This window comes from Paenibacillus sp. 19GGS1-52, from assembly GCF_022369515.1.
GTDB lineage: Bacteria > Bacillota > Bacilli > Paenibacillales > Paenibacillaceae > Paenibacillus_AQ.
This window is the reverse complement of the sequence record NZ_CP059724.1, coordinates 6,075,010-6,092,689: the sequence shown is the minus strand read 5'-3', so window position 1 is coordinate 6,092,689 and position 17,680 is coordinate 6,075,010. Positions and strand designations below refer to the sequence as shown.

Genomic DNA, 17,680 nt, shown 5'->3' with positions numbered 1-17,680 from the left:
TCTGCCACGTGAAGGGGTTTAGTGCACTTTATCGTATGAGAGAGGGGAACGTAATAAATATAACTCCTGGATATTTTAAAAGATTATATATGAAAAATATATTTAAGTTTACTTTTATATTCTTATTATTATTGGATATATATACTCTAATATTTATTGATAAAAGGTTTGGATTTGAAAATGTAATCGACATTATAACTCAATTCGTAATATTAATCCCCCTTTTTTTTATGTACCGACAGCAGGTTAACTATTCCAAGAAATTGGTAGATAGCGAGCAGCGCTATAAATCTTTATTTCTCTATAAGGATGCAGGTATTTATGTTATTAATGGTAATGGAACAGTGGATAGTATAAGTCCAAACTTATCAGAAAGTCTTGGTTATTCAGAAGCAGAACTTACTGGTCAATCCTTTTCTATCTTCTTTGCTCCTGAGGATGTTCCGATGATTCAACAGATGTTCTTAGAGATCGTCAAGGGGAATACCATTTCCTCATCAAGAAAAATGAAAATCAGAAACAAATCTGGACAAAATCTTGTCTTTGATTTCTCTAGTGTAGCCCTTATGGTAGATGGGGAAATTCAAGGTGTGATTGGATTTGCGAAAGATATAACTGAATTAGATAGGGCTCAGGAAAAGCTCAGTGAAGTCCAAACCCAGATGAATAATATTTTTCAGAGTATCGATATTGTGCTCTGGTCGTTAGATGTTATACAGCAGAAAAGAATTATCCTTTCAGATGCATGTGAGAAGATTCTCGGGTATACGCTTGAGGAGCATTATAGCAACCCGAATTTATGGACGGATCGAGTCCATGATGACGATAAAGAACTAGTAATTAGGCGGATGACTGGGATTTATAAGGGATCTTCGTCTTATGATAATATAGAATACCGATTAGTTCATTTAAATGGAGAAATTCGTTGGGTGGAAAGCCGTATATTTCCCGTTATAGATAGTAACAATCGATTGGTAGGTATTAATGGGCTTATGATTGATATCACAGATAAAAAGATGATTGAGGAGAACCACAGAATTGATCTGGATCTAGCCAGACAGGTGCAGAAGAGCGTACTCAGTAAACCTATCTATACTCCAGTCTTTTCAATAGACGCGCGTTATGTTCCTTCTCAGGAGCTTGGGGGAGATATGTATGCCTGGTATCGCATAGATGAACATCGGTATGGAATTCTTATTATGGATGTCATGGGCCATGGAGTTTCCTCTTCACTTATTTGCATGTCCATTCGTGCGTTGCTTAGAGGAATCATCCAATTCTGCTCCAATCCTGAGGACGTAATCAAAGAGCTGAATGATCATATGAATAAGCTGTTTAGTGAGGCTATGCCAGCTACAAATTTCTTTTTCACAGCTATTTATTTGATTGCGGATCATGAGAATAATTGTATTGAATATATAAATGCTGGACATCCCAGTGGGTTGTTAATGGAAACCTCAGGAGAAATTCATACCTTAGAATCAACAGGTATTCCTATCGGACTCATGCTTGACTTGAATGTGACGACAAAGATAATTCAGCTTAATGGACCGGCCAGATTAATTCTGTACACGGACGGATTAATTGAGAATCCAGGAGTGTTAATGCAAGAACAGGTTGATTCTGTAAAAAGTATCATGGTTGAAACCAAATTGGAGTCCATGACTATAGTGATGGATAAGCTGATTGCTTTTAGTAACATAAATAAACAGGAAGTTCCAGATGATGTATGTCTGATCTGTATGGATATTTGTAGTGAGAAGGCCATCGAAGATGTCTCGTTATTAGGATATCTTATATAGCTGGAGATATAGTTCGGAGAGAAGGTAATTATATGAATAAAAAATTAAATAATGTCCGCCTAGGAACCAAAATGTTATTCCCCTTAATTCCACCAATTATTGCACTTATTGTCTTAGCCGTACTATCAATTAGCTTTATTAATCAGTTATCTACTAAACTAATTAATAATTTGTATAATGAGTCTCATGCCAGCAGTTCCTGGTTGCTAAATGCAGATCGTGACTTTTATCAGGCTCTGGTTGACCAGGAACATATGACAAATTCAAAAGATGCAGGAGGAGCTAACGAGTTTAAAGCTTCTTATGAAGAAAATGTAGCACAGACGGAAGAACGAGTTCATAAAGCCAAAGATATTATGAGCAAGAACAAGGAAGAGTTTCTGAAATATAAACATGAGAAATCAGGGAAAACGGCATTTGAACTATTTGATTCATTTGATAGCCAGTTTAAAGAGTGGAAGTCTCTTCCTCCTTCTGCCTCATTGAAGCAATTTGAAGCAGCGAGAGAAAGCATTAATGAAATAGAAGAAATTCTGGATACGTATAGCTTGGATATTATTGCGGAAAGTGCGGATTTTGTGAGTCAGGTTAAGCAAATAATGTTGATAGGATTAGCTGTTGCACTTATTATTTCATTAATTATTAGTATTATTGTGATTCGCAATGTAAAGAAGCGCACTAATATTACGGTGAAACTCATTCAAAAAACGGCAGATTTAGATTTGGAATATGATCATAACTTTGATAAGTTTCTAGATGAGCGGGATGAATTTGGATTAATAATTCAAGCTGAGGCCAGAGCAAGACAAGAGTTCAGAACGATTATTCAGCATGTGAAAGATGAAAGTGCCCAATTAGAACAGGTTATAAATACTGTAAATACTCGAATGATAGAATTGGACGACAGTGTTCAGGATATCTCAGCAACGACTGAGCAGCTATCCGCTGGAATGGAAGAAACCGCAGCTTCCACCGAGGCAATGAATGCAACTTCTACGGAGATTGAAAGAGCAGTGGAGTCTATCGCGCTAAAAGCACAAGAAGGGGCCAAGTCTGCTGTAGAACTGAACACTAGAACAACTAAATTAAATAAAGACTTTCAGGAATCTCACAATAATGGCAACTTAGCTTACCTTACTGTAAAAGAGAATCTTGAGAAAGCAATGAGTGAATCTAAAGCCGTTGAAGAAATATCGATATTGGCTGATGCTATTATTCAAATTACTTCCCAAACCAATTTATTAGCACTTAATGCAGCCATAGAAGCAGCTAGAGCGGGTGAATTCGGAAGAGGTTTTGCCGTGGTGGCTAATGAAATTCGCAAACTTGCCGAAAATTCCAAGCGGGCGGCTGATGAGATTCAAGAGGTTACAAATGTAGTTATACATTCAGTGAGCAATCTTAAATCTAATTCCTATGAGCTTTTGCGATTTTTTAATGAAAATGTTAGTGAGGATTATATTTCCATGCTTAACGCGACAGAGCAATATGCCAAAGAGGCTTACGATAACGATGACCGTTCGACCGATTTAAGCGCAACGACTCAACAATTACTGGCCTCCATTGAAAGCTTAGTTACTTCAACCAATGAGATTGCCAGTGCTGCGCATGAAGGTGCAAGTGGAACAAGCAATATTGCTGAAAAAACGATGCTGGCTGCTATAAGCGCTTCAGAAGCTTTAAACGAAATGCAAACTTCGAAGTCGGGCATTCAAACGCTAGTTCAAGCCGTTTCTAAATTTAAGGTTTAGCTCATTTCCACAAATCACGACTAATCCCAAATCATATGTCCTTGTCCGAGGTTGATCTCAGTAAAACCTGCCATTTGGCGGGCTTGAAACTGGATCGGCCTTTTTCGGCCGATAATGATGATATTCTGAATGTCAGCTGCACCTTCTGCAGGCAGAGCGAACGATTTAACATAAGGATATTGTTCGCTAAGAGTCGTATGGATGGCGTTCACTAGGGGATCATGTTCCACTTTTCCCATCAAATTGATAATAATAGAGCCGTGGGAATTGAGCTTGGAATAGGTAGTGCTGAAGAATTCACTGGTGGTTAAATGTCGCGGAGTGCCGGCAGCGGTGAAGGCATCCAGAATAATGAAATCATAGGTACTCCGTTCTTCGCCTTCCAAAATAGTACGTCCATCCCCGATAATCACATTGTCTTGATTGTAACCAAAGCAGGTTCTACTTAATTCCACTACTTCGGCGTCGAGTTCTGCGATCTTAAAGCGCTTTTCCGCGAAATACCCTGCGATGGTCCCAATCCCATGTCCAATGACAAATACATCCTCAAAGTAAGGCTCGTTAACCTCCATCAAATGGATCATTGCTCGTGGATATTCAAATACGATGCGCTTCGGATGATTCAAATCCAGCGCACCTTGAATAGCTTTATTGGAGAACTCCATCACGCGGAATTTTCCTTTCTCCCCATAAAGCTCGGTGGTGTCGTAAACGGTGATCTCATGGTTACTACTGTTGGCCTGAAGCATGGAATGAAGGTCTCCTTAATGGATCGAAATTCGCTTATATTCGTTTGGGGTTACACCAACTACCCGTTTGAAGAGCTTATTGAAATAAGCAGGATCGGGATATCCGACCTCGGTTCCGATTTCGTGCACCTTCAGGTCAGGCGCGCTTTTGAGCAGCTGTTTGGCTTTGCGAATGCGTATTTCGATGATGTAATCGGTTAGCGTTAATCCTGTCTCCTGCTTAAATAACTTGCTTAAATAGCTTGGGGTTAGAAACACCATGTTCGCCAGGGTATTCAGCTCTGCATGTTGATTGTAGTTGGTTGATATCCAGCGCTTTACAGTCTCCACAGCCGTGCCGGACATCTCCAGGCGTTGGGTGCGGATTTCAGAGAGAACCGTCGAGAAAATAGAGGTGAATAAATTCTCGATTTCACTAAAAGACATGCAGGACTGCATCCGTTCCTCTAAGCGTATCCTGGTAAAACCTTTGTAGATAGTCTCGAACTCATGGAGTTCCTTAAGGGTAGTCTCCTCAAGTAAACGACAGACACGGACAATCTGCTCGGGACTGGATTGCTGTGAGTGGAGGGCAGAGAACAATTTATGAACCCATTCCATGACTCCGGCCACATTCAGAATCTGCAGTTCATGGATCAGCGGCTCCCGAAAAGCAGAAAAGAGATCAACCGTAACCGTCTCCGGCAGCAGGATCTCCTGAATATTCGCATAGTACAGATTACCTTGACTATAAATACCGGCATCACAAGCTTGTTTTGCTTCCAGATAGGCTTGTCTAAGCTGAGCCACATCGGTGTAGGTACGGCTGGAACCTACGTGCAAGACGTGTTCTGGGGAGCTAACACGGAGCTGGCTGCCGATCTTACTTAATTGCTCAGAAGTAAGCGGCTCATCTGAATACCAAATCCAGACCTCCAGCCCTTTGTAGACTTCCAGTTTGTCGAACAGTGACTCCTTTTCTTGCCGCAGACTGTCTGTACAAGAACAGACTACTTCGGGACAACTCCCCCTGAGCGCAAATATGGTGAAAAAAGGCTGGGGCAAGATAAGGCCACTCAATAAAATAGCGGACGGTTCCTCGATATGAAGCAGAGACAACAATAACCCGGAACGTTGGTGTTCTTCCTTGACGTGTAGAAGCCGGCGTTCTTCATCTAAACGGTAGAGCAACTCAAATAACTGTTCCTTGTTAATAGGCTTTAACAAGTAGTCCACCGCGGAACTGCGGATGGCTTCTCTGGCATAATTAAACTCCACAAACCCGCTCATCAGAATGGAACGTATCTGTGGATGGCTAACCTTGAGTTGCTTAATAAGCTCCAGACCATCGATTTGCGGCATGCGGATATCTGTAATGACCACATCGAAATGAAGCGTTGGTAATTCATCAAGTACATGCTTCCCATCCGGATAGGTGCCAATTACCACAAACTTATTGCTCTCTCTACTAATCATTCGGGCCAGACCTTCGCGAATTAGGATTTCATCATCTACAATCACAATACGCAGCAATCCGGATATCCCCTTTCTTTATCGTTATTATTCTAGGTCGTTAGTAGTGGAAAGGTCTTCAATCCTAAGGGTCACACGGGTGCCTTCGCCAAGCTGGCTCTTTACACGTAAGCCAAACGCGCTGCCGTAATGAAGGCGAATCCGCTCGTTTACATTTCTGAGACCAATGCCGAACATTTCTCCGGCTGCCCCATGAGTTAAGCTGTCGTTTAAGGAATGCAACGTGCCCTCATCCATACCGACACCGTCATCCTCCACACAGAATACGGCATGTCCGTCTTCTTTCCAGGCAGAGATGCTCAGTGTGCCTAGCCCTTCTTTGTGCTCCAAGCCATGAAAGACCGCATTCTCAACAATAGGTTGAAATACAAGTTTAATGACAGGAAGATGTTGAAAGTCTTCTGGAACATCAATGTTCAATCTGAATTTATCGGGAAAACGGATTTGCAGCAAGTGGAAATAATTCCGTACATGATCCAGCTCATGTCTGATCGTAACTGTCTCTTCACTGCGAACAATGCCATACCGCATCTGAACGCCAAGCAAGTAGGTAAGCTCCGCCACACGTGAATCATCACTGCTCTCCGCCAGCATACGGATCGATTCCAATGTATTGTAGATAAAATGTGGATTAATCTGATTCTGCAGCGCTCGCATATCCGCTTTCTGTTTACGCTTCTCGGTAAGCGATACTTCCAGCAGCAGATCTTTAACCCGTATAATCATCCGGTTAAAATGGCTGCCCAGCATCCCAATTTCGTCGTTATATTTGGGATGGAGCCAGACGTCGAGATTGCCATGCTGCACCTGCTTCATGAGGCGAACCATGGATTTTAGCGGTTTGGTCAGCGCATGGGAAATTACTGTAGCTACGAACAGTGCAAAGGCGATAATAATTAAGGTGGTGATGATAAGCATATTACGGTTCTTCTCTACAGGTGAGAGAATACGAGAAAGTGGAATGGTAACAAGTGTGGTCCAGCCGGTTATCTTCGAAACAGTATATGCTGCTAGATAAGACTGGCCGTCCAGATCCATTTGAAAATGGCCATTTTGTTTATCTACTTTTTTCAGCAACAGCTGCATGTTAATCGCCTGCTTCTCAGCACTTTGATCACCCGTGTCATCACCGGCGTACATTAATTCACCCTTATCATCTATGATTATTGTATTGCCTTGGGTGACAGCGTTAACGGGATCAATAATACCCTTGAAGAGATTGATATTAACATCGAATATGAGTATTCCGATGCTTTTCAGTGTGCTAACATAAGTAACGGTCCGTAGAACACTAAAGACTTCTCTGTGTTCATTCGAGTTCACCCGGATCGTTTGTCTGCCTTGAATGACAGGAGCTGTTCCTGCTGCTTCGCTAAGGGTTTTCCATTTGGCTAGCCGGTCCTCCGGGAATAGCTGGTTAATGCCGGGGGTCTTATCATAGAAGACAGAGTCAAAATGGTCTACCAGATAAACGGCAACGATCTCTTCCTTGGTATGCTTCATATAACTCAGAAACATGGCTATGTTGCTATTCTTATCCCAGTCCGTACTCTGCTGCTCCAGATAGAACTGCACATCGGTATTATACAGCGGGAGTGTCGTATTTCGCTTCAAATCGGCAACATACCGATCGATGGTATCTGAGGCACTAACGGTCATCTGACCGGCGCTTTCGGTTGCATTGACCAGAACGGAATTGAACATGGAGTGGGAAGATAGATAACTAACATAAGTGATAGGCAAAGAGATCAGAAAAATAAATACGACGATTAGTTTTCGCTCCATCGGCAGGTTGGCAAGGAATAACCACAGGTTGCGCAATATTCTCCAGATGTATGACACCATAGCTGTTATTCCTTTCCGTTAGTCTGCCTTACTTGACTGCGCCGCTAGTCACACCTTCAAAGATATATCGTTGAAGGAAGAAGTACAGAATAATCGTTGGCAGCAGAATGAGTAGAATGGCAGCACAGATTAAATTCCATTCGCCCGAATTGACCCCTTGAAAACGCATAAGCACAGTTGTAACTACACCAAGGCTTTGTTTCGGCATATATAGGTAAGGGATGTACATGTCATTATAGATACTGATAGTCTTCAATATAATCAAAGTTGCTGTTGCTGGCGTCAGCAGTGGGAAGATGATAGATCGGTATATTTTAAACAAGGATGCCCCTTCAACCATCGCGCTTTCATCGAGATCAACGGGTATATTACGGATAAACTGTAAGTATAGAATAATCTGGATCACATCTGCTCCAATATAAAGCACGATCGGAGCGCCTAGTGTGTTATAGAGACCCATATTCTTTATTATACCAAAGGTTGCGACTTGAGTCGTGATACTAGGAATGATGGTGGCTACCAGATAAGCACCGAAGACAACTGGCTTCAATTTGAAGGAGAAACGTCCCAGTACAAAAGCTACCATAGTCCCGAATAGGATGTTCAGGGTTAGTGTAATTACTATGATGATCAGCACATTACCGAAGCCACTGAGCAAGCCTCCGCGTTGAAATACGGCAATAAAGTTATCGAAGTTGAGAAAGTTTTTGGGCAGAGCCATAGAACTGCTGGTATTAAATTCATCGGTGGATTTGAAAGCATTGACAATGACCACATAAGGAGGGAACAGTACAACGAACACGCCGATAATCAGCGAGAGATATTTGAAAAAATCAGAGATGCTGAATTTAGATTTGGAATGTGTCATAGCTACTTATCTCCTCCCCGATTAAGAACTAGCTGCTGGAGCAGCAATACAAAGACTACAAAGAAGAGCAGAATAATACTCATGGCAGAAGCTAGACCATAATTGCTATAGGCAAAGGCTGTATCCACAACACGCATTACATAGGTCTGGCTGGCACCTGCGGGACCTCCCTTGGTCAGTACGAATGGCAGATCAAATACCTCCAGCGCACCGGTAACAGTAAGAAATAGGTTTAGTTGGATAACAGGTTTCATGTTAGGAAGTGTAATTCTCCATAGTGTCTGCATGGAGTTGGCTCCATCAATCTTGGCTGCTTCATAGATATCACGTGGAATAGCCTGTAATGAGGCAATGTAAATGACCATGTTATAGCCCATAAACCGCCAAAACCCAGTCGAAGCGAGTGAATAGTTGACCAAGCCATCCGTTCCAAGCCAACTCGTCTGTGCCAGGCTGCTGAGCCCAATGTTGTTCAGGAATACATTCAGCGAACCATTGGTGGTATCAAATACATAACCAAACATAAAGGCAACAGCTACGCCATTCATAATGTAAGGAAGGAATAGCATAATGCGGAAGCCCGTTTTGCCCCGCAGCTTGCCGGTCAGGATGACTGCAAAATAGATAGCAACAATATTCTGGATAATTCCCATCGCGAAGTATGCAAAGTTATGCGTAAACACTTTGAAGATATCGGGGGTGGTGAAGACCTCTTTGTAATTAGCCAGGCCAACCCAAGGTTTCTCCGGGCTATAACCATCCCAGTTCGTAAAGCTGTAATAGATCAGCTTCAGCGCTGGATAATAGGTGAAGGTCCCGAGAAGAATCAAAGGAATAAGCAGGAATGACACGATAATAATAGTTTTCTGTTTATTATAGGATAATGTTCCTAACATCGCTAAAGCCCTTCTTTCATAAAAGCATCAATTGTGACGACAAAATGGATTATCCGTAAAGGCGATAATCCATTTTGCGCCGTAGCTATCTAAACCGGAGCGTTAAAGCATCATCGTCAACTTAATAACCAAGGTCTTTCTTCGCTTTGGCCCAAGCTTTGTTCCATTTGTCGAACACGGTTTGTGGGTCTTTAGCTAAAACGAATTCTTGTGCGACTGCTGGCAGATCCAGCTGTGCTTTGTTGCCAATTTCTGTTACCTTAGCATTATCTGGAGTACCCTCTTGCAAGACTACGCCCGTAGCTTGGAATTCCTTCAGCTGAGCCAGCTTGGATTCCTTGCCTTTCAGCGGGGAGATAAAGCCAGCGAAATCTTCATATCCGGAATCTTCAATCATCCATTTTACAAAAGCTTTGGCTGCTTCTACATTTTTGCTGTCTTTGGCAACAGCATAGAAGAAGTCAGGGCTAAGTGGGGCCACAGGAGTACCGGAGTTATCATAAGGAAGTGGGAAGAATCCTACATTATCAGCAGTAGTGCCTGCGCCGATAACTTGATTGATAACCCAGTTGCCCAGGAAGTACATTGCGAACTTGCCAGAAGCGATATCTTTTTTGGATTGCTCCCAGTTGGTAGAGTTGATATCTTTTTCCAGATATCCTTTTTCGTTCAATTCTCTCAGCAAGCCGAGAGCTTTACCGTAACCATTGTCCATCGTGAATGGAGTTTCTGAAGTCAGCTTTTCGTTAGGGAAATCGGCTTTGCCTTCAATGACACGGGGAACAGCGTACACCCAATCATTCAGCGGCCATTTATCCTTGAAGTTGGAAGCCAGTGGAACGACACCTTTAGCTTTCAGTTTTTCACATGCAGCAAGGAATTCATCCCAAGTTTTAGGAACTGCAGTGATGCCTGCATCTGCGAAGGCTTTTTTGTTGTAAACGATACCAGAAGTAGAGTTCCCGGTTGTAATACCGTAGAGTTTGCCGTCAAAGGACTTGAAGTCTTTAAAAGTGATTTGATCGTTCAAGCCGAGATCATCAAGCGATGCAAAATATTTCGGCAGGTCGGAGTTAGGAATGGAAGGGATAAACATGACATCTGGAAGCTCGCCACTTGCCATTCTAACTTTAGCCTGTTGATTATAGTCGGTTTGGGATGCTTCAAATTCAACCGTAATATTCGGATATTTCTCATTAAAGCGCTTAACATATTCGTCATACTCTTTGCCGATCATATCTGTTCTGTTAGTCAGGAAAGTGATTTTGCCACTGATGTCAGAACCGGCTGCTGGCGCTGCAGTTGCTGTGTCTGCGGCATTAGTTGCTGCTGCCTCTGCCGTTGCTTCAGGTTTGTCTGTTGCTGCTGCGTTGTTGGTTTCATTGTTAGAGCCACAGCCTGTCAGAGATATTGAGAAAATCATAACAATAACAAAAACTAACGAAAATAACCTATTTCTCATGTAATTCTCCCCTTTTCGTTTTGTTGTTAGCGTTTACATGTTTATTATAGCGCTATATTGAGTGCTAATAAATGTATTCAATTATTATTTATTGTCTTTATTTGTTTTGTTTACTGAATTATAATTAGCTTGTAAATAACAATAAGATAACAAAATACAAGGAATATCAAATGTGTTCAATGAAAAGAAAGAAGGCACATGATATTTTGGACATGAACAAAGTGAAACTAAGCGTATGCTTTCGAAGCAGTTTTGTACGAAGTAATTCAGTGAAGCGTAGGCTCACAAAACTAAGCGTATGCTTTCGAAGCAGTTTTGTACGAAGTAATTCAGTGAAGCGTAGGCTCACAAAACTAAGCGTATGCTTTCGAAGCAGTTTTGTACGAAGTAATTCAGTGAAGCGTAGGCTCACAAAACTTTTAGGAGGGTACAATGAAACAAATCAATCTTACGAACTGGAAATTTAGAGCCTGTGGCGATGAGGAATGGCTTACAGCTACCGTGCCGGGGAGTGTTCACACGGATCTGCTGAAGAACGAAATGATTCCGCAGCCCTTCTATGGAAAGAATGAGCATGAATTACAGTGGATCGACAAGCAGGACTGGGAATATAGCACGGTAATCCATCTGGAGGAAGAATGGCAGAACCTAGCTTCCACGGAGCTGATTTTTGAAGGACTGGATACGTATGCCGATGTTTATATTAATGATGTACATATCCTTTCGGCGGACAATATGTTCCGGGCATGGAAAGTCAATGTTAAAGAGCTGCTGCAGATAGGTGATAACCACATCAGAGTGAAATTTCGCTCAGCAGTGAAGGAAGACCTGCCCAAGCTGGCTCAACTGGGTTATGCCCTGCCTGCTCCGAATGATCAATCCGAACTCGGAGAGCTTGAAGAGCAGCGGATCAGTGTCTTTGCTCGTAAAGCTCCTTATCATTACGGCTGGGACTGGGGTCCGAGATTCCTGACCAGCGGAATTTGGCGTGAAGCGGTTCTGGAAGGCCGCAATACTGCGACGATAACTGATGTCTACATCCGCCAGAACAAGATCGCTCAGGAAGAAGCAAGACTGACAGCAGTTGTTGAGGTAGAGGCTCCACTAGCTTGGCAGGGATTACTCCGCATAACTGCCGACGGCCAGGAATGGATGCAAGCCGTCTCTTTGAAGGCGGGCAAGCAAACGCTAGAGATAGAGCTCATTATAGACCATCCGCGACTTTGGTGGTGCCGTGGCCTTGGCGAGCCCAACCTCTATACGTTCCAGGCCGAGCTGGTTCAGGACGGGGCAGCCGTGGCCAGTGCGAGTGCGCAGACCGGTTTGCGAGAAATTAAGCTGCTCCGGGAAAAAGACAAGCGTGGCACCTCCTTCGCTTTTGTATTAAACGGTGTACCCGTCTTCGCCAAAGGCGCCAATCATATTCCGAACGATAGCTTTATCACAGAAATGACAGAGGAACGTTATCGGCATGAGATTGCGACTGCGGCTGAATCCAATATGAATATGCTGCGGGTGTGGGGCGGCGGAATTTATGAGGAAGATGTTTTTTACCGGCTCTGTGACGAATATGGCTTATTGGTCTGGCAGGATTTCATGTTCGCCTGCAGCATGTACCCGGGAGATGAGCATTTCCTGGAAAGTGTGCGGGAGGAAGCAGAATATAATGTGAGAAGATTGCGTAATCATCCCTGCATAGCTCTATGGTGCGGCAACAATGAGATTGATTCTGCTTGGTCACACTATGAGGATAATAAGGGCTGGGGCTGGAAGGAAGGTTACAGCACGGAAGTGCGCGAGGTGTTATGGGCGAGCTATCAGGAGGTTTTCCACCGTATTTTGCCGGAAGTTGTCGCGTCACTTCATCCCGGTGTGGATTATTGGCCTTCTTCACCCCTGCGTAATCTTACCGGAGATGAGCATCAGCATGCGACACAAATCGCAGGTGAAGGTGATATTCATTACTGGGGCGTATGGCACGCTAAGGAGCCTTTCGAGAACTACAATCTCAAGGTCGGCCGCTTCATGAGCGAATATGGATTCCAGTCCTTTCCAGAGCTGAAGTCAGTGCTGAGCTATGCGCAGGAAGAGGATATGGAGCTTACGTCTGAAGTGATGCTGGCTCACCAGAAGAATGGAAGCGGCAATCTGCTCATTAAAGAATATATGGATATGTATCTGCCGCAGCCTAAGGACTTTAGAGCCTTTCTGTACATGAGCCAAATCCTGCAGGCCGAGGCGATGCGGATCGCGATTGAGAGTCATCGAAGAAATAAACCCTATTGCATGGGTACTTTGTATTGGCAAATGAACGACTGCTGGCCGGTAGCCTCTTGGGCAAGTATGGATTATTATGGACGCTGGAAAGCCTTGCAATATACGGTTCGCAAAAGCTATCAGGATGTCCTATTGTCCATTATTGAAGAGGATGGAGAGCGGCTGGAGGTACATGCTGTGTCTGATTTGCGAGGTGCTCTGCACAGTGAGCTAGTGATTAAGCTGCATCATATGAATGGTTCGTTGCTGCGAGAGTGGTTCTCGCAAGTGGAAGTGGCGGCAGATTCTGCTGCCGTGATCTTCTCGGCTCCGCTCCATGAGCTGTTGGACGGACATGAACCAGGACAAGTACTGTTGTCTCTTCGTTTGCTGGCGGACGGCAAGACCTTGGACAGCAAGGAGCACTATTTTGTACTCGCCAAAGAAATTTCTTTAGCTCGGCCTGTGATTACAGTAGCTGAAACTCCAGAGAGTGGCGAATTTAGCTTCACGGTTACCAGCGATGTGCTCGCCAGAGGGGTGTACTTAACGGCAGAAGAGGAAGGAATCTTCTCGGATAACTTCTTTGATCTGCTTCCAGGGCACTCCAAGACAGTAGTCTTCTCGCTGCGCGGGACGGATGGAAGAGACTGGACTCCAGCGATGCCGAAGGGGTTAGAGGTCCAATCCATGGCTGACTTTGTAGACGAGAGTTTACTATAAATCTTTGGGAGAGAAGGAATTAGCGTGGGAATCTTTGTTCAGGAAGATAAGGGACTCTTTCATTTGCAGAGCAAAGGAATGAGTTATATTATCGAGCTTGTGAATGGCTATCCAGTGCATGTGTACTGGGGCAAAAAGCTGCGGAAGGACAGCAACCTTGACGCTTTGCTTAACCACGGCGGGAATACTGGATTGGATCGGCTGCCGCAGGAATATCCGCAGTACGGCTCGGGTGACTTTCGCAACCCCGCTTATCAGGTGCGACTGCAGGATGGAACAAGGGTAACCGAGCTGTGCTACAGCGGGTATCGGCTTACGGGAGGCAAGCCTGCGCTGGCTGGACTGCCCTCTATTTATGTAGAGTCTGAGCAGGAAGCGCAGACGCTAGAGCTCATCCTAAAGGATGATTACGCCAAGCTGAGTGTTATTCTGCGATACACCATATATGAGGATAGCAATGTTATCGCCCGTTCGGTCCAATTGCTGAATGAAGGGGATACAGCGCTGCAACTGCAGCGTGCCCTTAGCGCATGTGTAGATTTTCCGGCTGGCGAGATGGATATGGTCTATCTGGCGGGGGCTTGGGCGAGAGAAGGGAATCTTACCCGCAGAAGGCTGATGCAGGGGGGCACAACGATTGAGAGCCGCAGAGGGATGAGCGGGCACCAGATGAATCCATTCGTTGCCCTAGCAAAGCCTGGAACGGATGAGAATCAAGGAGAGGTGTTTGGCTTCAGCCTGGTTTACAGCGGCAGCTTTGAAGCGGAGGCAGAGGTTGATTCCTTTGGGACGACTAGGTTTACGATCGGAGTAAGCTCGTTTGACTTCTCTTGGCTACTGGAGTCTGGCGAGAGCTTCCAGACTCCGGAAGTGGTCATGGTCTATTCGGCTGAAGGCATCGGAGAGATGTCGAGAACCTATCACCGTCTGTACCGGACCCGGCTGTGCCGAGGACTCTACAGGGATAAAGAGCGGCCGATTCTGGTCAATAACTGGGAAGCCACTTATTTTAACTTCGATACAGACAAGCTGGAGTCCATCGCCGCCGAAGGAGCGAAGCTCGGCATAGAACTGTTCGTGCTGGATGACGGCTGGTTCGGCAAAAGAGATGCCGACAACTCTTCCCTCGGCGACTGGGTGGAGGATCTGCGCAAGCTGCCCGGCGGTCTTGCCGATCTGGCGCAGCGGGTGAACGGCCACGGCCTGCAGTTCGGCCTCTGGGTCGAGCCGGAAATGATCTCGCCGGACAGCGATCTATATCGCCAGCATCCGGACTGGTGTCTGCATGTGCCGGGTCGTCGCCGCAGTGAACTGCGTTGGCAGTTGGTGCTGGATTACACGAGAGAGGATGTGCGGCAATATATTTTTGAGTCGCTTAGCCGCGTATTCTCCTCCGTTCCAGTGGCCTATGTGAAATGGGATATGAACCGCTGTCTGACAGAAATCGGTTCAGCCCAGATTACTCCTGAACGTCAGGGTGAGACGGCGCATCGTTATGTACTGGGCTTGTATGAGCTGTTGGAGCGGCTGACGTCGAAGTTCCCGCATATTCTGTTCGAGAGCTGCTGCAGCGGAGGCGGACGCTTTGATCCGGGCATGTTGTATTATATGCCGCAGACCTGGACGAGCGATGACACCGATGCTGTGGAACGATTGAAAATTCAATACGGCACGAGTCTGGTGTATCCAATCAGCGCAATGGGCGCGCATGTGTCCGCTGTGCCGAATCACCAGGTTGGCCGGATTACGCCGCTCTCCTTCCGTGGAGATGTGGCCATGTCCGGTAACTTTGGCTACGAGCTCGATCTAACCAAGTTCACGGCGGAGGAGAAGGAGCTGGTCAAGGAGCAGGTAGCGAATTATAAAGAAATCCGCAGCCTGGTTCAGCAGGGCAACCTCTACCGATTGCAAAGTCCGTTCGAGGGTAATCAAACGGCCTGGATGTTCGTATCTGACGACCAGCGTGAAGCACTCGTCTATTACTTCCGGGTGATGGCGGTGCCGAACCCGCCGCGCCGCAGCTTGCAGTTGAACGGCTTGAACCCAGAGTTGGACTATAAGCTAGAGGATAGCGGAGAAGTGTACGGGGGAGACCGACTGATGCAGGTGGGACTGTCGCTGCCGGATGTGCAGCAGGATTATGTGAGTGGCTGCTACAGATTGAAGGCACTCGTGCAGAACTGAATGTGAGAAACAGAAAATAAACCTCAGTGAATAAATATGCTGAGGTTTATTTTTTTGTGTTAAGAAATTGTTTGGAATTTCAGGGATTCTCATTGAAAATAAGACAACAAGGCAAATATACAAAGCCAGAATCGTTGAAGTTCAACCTTGGCGGACTGTAGCGCCGCTATTTCAGTTTTGAGGTGGTTAGGGGAACGGGAAGCGGACTCAGAAGACGCTATTGAAGCAAAAACAGGTTCTTTGCAGAAGAAATTGGGTCAATAACGTCCCTGGTGACCGCCAAACTCCCCAATCGCCTCATTTCGAACAAATAAGGTCTTCTCAGTCCGGCGGACTAGGTCAATCCCTGATTTTTACATAGAGCCCAGAATCAATACTGACTTTAATGTTAAAGGTCATTATATATTTTGTTATGGTGTTTTTGGCATTTTCTTTTCAGCTGGCATATTAATTCACCGAAGGCAGAGACGAGAGAGGAAAACAACTTCTTGCTCATACTATGAGGTTGACATTTCTCGTGTTACTTGTGGCATTTGCTGTGTTGGAGATTTGTTCAAATAGTTGTGTTACATAGTTCGCAAGCAGTTGGATTTCCAGAATACCTCGAACCCAGTACACGCTTCGAAAGCCATATTGGAAAACACCACTAGAGATAGAGTGAGTTTGAAATAGACCCTTTACATTGACTTGAGTATGCCCCACCCCTATGATGATAAATAAGTAATATAGAATAGAATAACGGGATATTCTCCCTCTAAATGTACATCTGCCAAGCTATTCCAACGGTTAGCGGAAAAATTTCCCTCTAAATTTGGTGGTTTAAACTAAAATGGGTTATTTATCCAAAATAGAGGGATGATTTCCTTCTATCTCTTAAAAAGTAGCTGTATTTACGAAATTAGAGGGAGAAAATCCCCTTAAGTTAATTGTGCTGCCTCATTTTTTGGTTAAGAGAAAGAAACACTTATTGTTGAGATAGAACCCAGATTATGCGTATAAATAGATTATGCGTATAGATATATATATCGAACTTAAGAGGAGCGAGACCAAATGGCTTTGGAGATTGAACGCAAGTTTCTGTTGCTGGAATATCCGCAGCAGCTTATTCAGGAAGGTCAGCTGAAGATTCTTACCCGACACAGCATTGATCAGACTTATCTAGCGATCGACGGGGGCCAGGAGCTGCGAGTGCGCAAGATTACCGACCTCGACTCGGGCGAGGTCACCTACACGCATACGTTCAAGGATGGCAAAGGGATCAGCCGCGAGGAAATTGAATATTGTATTTCAGAGGGTCTATATAATCAGATGATCGAAGCGGTTAAGATGATTCCGCTGGTCAAAGAGCGCACTACGGGCATATGGAATGGTACTACCATTGAGATCGATGTCTACACACAGTTGAAGCTGTCGGTGCTGGAGGTTGAATTCGACTCGCTTGAGGAAGCGGAAAGCTTTGACGCCCCGGAATGGTTCGGCAAGGATGTCAGTGTAGAACGGCAGTACAGCAACAAAACAGTCTGGAAAGAGCTCCAGAATAAATAGTATCCACTGAACGTAACAGGGGTGTTTTTCGCACAAAAGATGACACAGATTAAGCGGACTTTAACGCGTAAACGTGTTACTATATAG

Annotated in this window: 11 protein-coding genes; 5 read left to right on the top strand and 6 right to left on the bottom strand. The window is 44.7% G+C overall.

The window, feature by feature from the left end; translation table 11 throughout:
• The first annotated feature begins 89 nt into the window (after positions 1-89).
• Entirely contained in the window at positions 90-1,802 is a 1,713-nt protein-coding gene (locus H1230_RS28130) for a SpoIIE family protein phosphatase (RefSeq protein ID WP_239713097.1), read from the top strand.
• Positions 1,803-1,834: 32 nt separating this feature from the next.
• Entirely contained in the window at positions 1,835-3,553 is a 1,719-nt protein-coding gene (locus tag H1230_RS28125; RefSeq protein ID WP_239713096.1) for a methyl-accepting chemotaxis protein, read from the top strand.
• Positions 3,554-3,573: 20 nt separating this feature from the next.
• Here the strand turns inward: H1230_RS28125 and H1230_RS28120 are convergent, their stop codons facing one another.
• From H1230_RS28120 to H1230_RS28095, 6 genes are all read right to left on the bottom strand, one after another.
• Positions 3,574-4,302 carry a spermidine synthase gene (locus H1230_RS28120; RefSeq protein ID WP_239713095.1) on the bottom strand — a complete coding sequence of 243 codons (729 nt, stop codon included), beginning with the start codon at positions 4,300-4,302 and terminating at the stop codon, positions 3,574-3,576.
• Between the two features lie 15 nt (positions 4,303-4,317).
• Positions 4,318-5,814: a response regulator gene (locus tag H1230_RS28115; RefSeq protein ID WP_239713094.1), complete on the bottom strand. Its 1,497-nt coding sequence runs from the start codon at positions 5,812-5,814 to the stop codon at positions 4,318-4,320.
• A gap of 27 nt (positions 5,815-5,841) precedes the next feature.
• Positions 5,842-7,659 (bottom strand): sensor histidine kinase, encoded by a 1,818-nt coding sequence (locus H1230_RS28110; protein WP_239713093.1) that lies wholly within the window; start codon positions 7,657-7,659, stop codon positions 5,842-5,844.
• A gap of 28 nt (positions 7,660-7,687) precedes the next feature.
• Entirely contained in the window at positions 7,688-8,527 is an 840-nt protein-coding gene (locus tag H1230_RS28105) for a carbohydrate ABC transporter permease (protein WP_239713092.1), read from the bottom strand.
• Positions 8,528-8,529: 2 nt separating this feature from the next.
• Positions 8,530-9,423 carry a carbohydrate ABC transporter permease gene (locus tag H1230_RS28100; RefSeq protein ID WP_239713091.1) on the bottom strand — a complete coding sequence of 298 codons (894 nt, stop codon included), beginning with the start codon at positions 9,421-9,423 and terminating at the stop codon, positions 8,530-8,532.
• Between the two features lie 121 nt (positions 9,424-9,544).
• Entirely contained in the window at positions 9,545-10,885 is a 1,341-nt protein-coding gene (locus tag H1230_RS28095; RefSeq protein WP_239713090.1) for an ABC transporter substrate-binding protein, read from the bottom strand.
• A gap of 432 nt (positions 10,886-11,317) precedes the next feature.
• Between H1230_RS28095 and H1230_RS28090 the strand changes: the two genes are divergently transcribed.
• The 3 genes from H1230_RS28090 (at position 11,318) to H1230_RS28080 (ending at position 17,593) form a co-directional block, all read left to right on the top strand.
• Positions 11,318-13,864 carry a beta-mannosidase gene (locus tag H1230_RS28090; RefSeq protein WP_239713089.1) on the top strand — a complete coding sequence of 849 codons (2,547 nt, stop codon included), beginning with the start codon at positions 11,318-11,320 and terminating at the stop codon, positions 13,862-13,864.
• 24 nt (positions 13,865-13,888) lie between these two features.
• The gene (locus H1230_RS28085; RefSeq protein WP_239713088.1) at positions 13,889-16,048 is read left to right on the top strand and encodes an alpha-galactosidase; all 2,160 of its coding nucleotides are present in this window, start codon (positions 13,889-13,891) and stop codon (positions 16,046-16,048) included.
• Between the two features lie 1,050 nt (positions 16,049-17,098).
• Positions 17,099-17,593, top strand: a complete 495-nt coding sequence (locus tag H1230_RS28080; RefSeq protein WP_239713087.1) for a CYTH domain-containing protein — start codon at positions 17,099-17,101, stop codon at positions 17,591-17,593.
• Positions 17,594-17,680 lie beyond the last annotated feature (87 nt).

Coding starts and splice junctions, on each gene's coding strand:
- H1230_RS28130 (WP_239713097.1), top strand. CDS start 90: ATGAAAAATATATTTAAGTTTACTTTTATATTCTTATTATTATTGGAT.
- H1230_RS28125 (WP_239713096.1), top strand. CDS start 1,835: ATGAATAAAAAATTAAATAATGTCCGCCTAGGAACCAAAATGTTATTC.
- H1230_RS28120 (WP_239713095.1), bottom strand. CDS start 4,302: ATGCTTCAGGCCAACAGTAGTAACCATGAGATCACCGTTTACGACACC.
- H1230_RS28110 (WP_239713093.1), bottom strand. CDS start 7,659: ATGGTGTCATACATCTGGAGAATATTGCGCAACCTGTGGTTATTCCTT.
- H1230_RS28105 (WP_239713092.1), bottom strand. CDS start 8,527: ATGACACATTCCAAATCTAAATTCAGCATCTCTGATTTTTTCAAATAT.
- H1230_RS28100 (WP_239713091.1), bottom strand. CDS start 9,423: ATGTTAGGAACATTATCCTATAATAAACAGAAAACTATTATTATCGTG.
- H1230_RS28095 (WP_239713090.1), bottom strand. CDS start 10,885: ATGAGAAATAGGTTATTTTCGTTAGTTTTTGTTATTGTTATGATTTTC.
- H1230_RS28090 (WP_239713089.1), top strand. CDS start 11,318: ATGAAACAAATCAATCTTACGAACTGGAAATTTAGAGCCTGTGGCGAT.
- H1230_RS28080 (WP_239713087.1), top strand. CDS start 17,099: ATGGCTTTGGAGATTGAACGCAAGTTTCTGTTGCTGGAATATCCGCAG.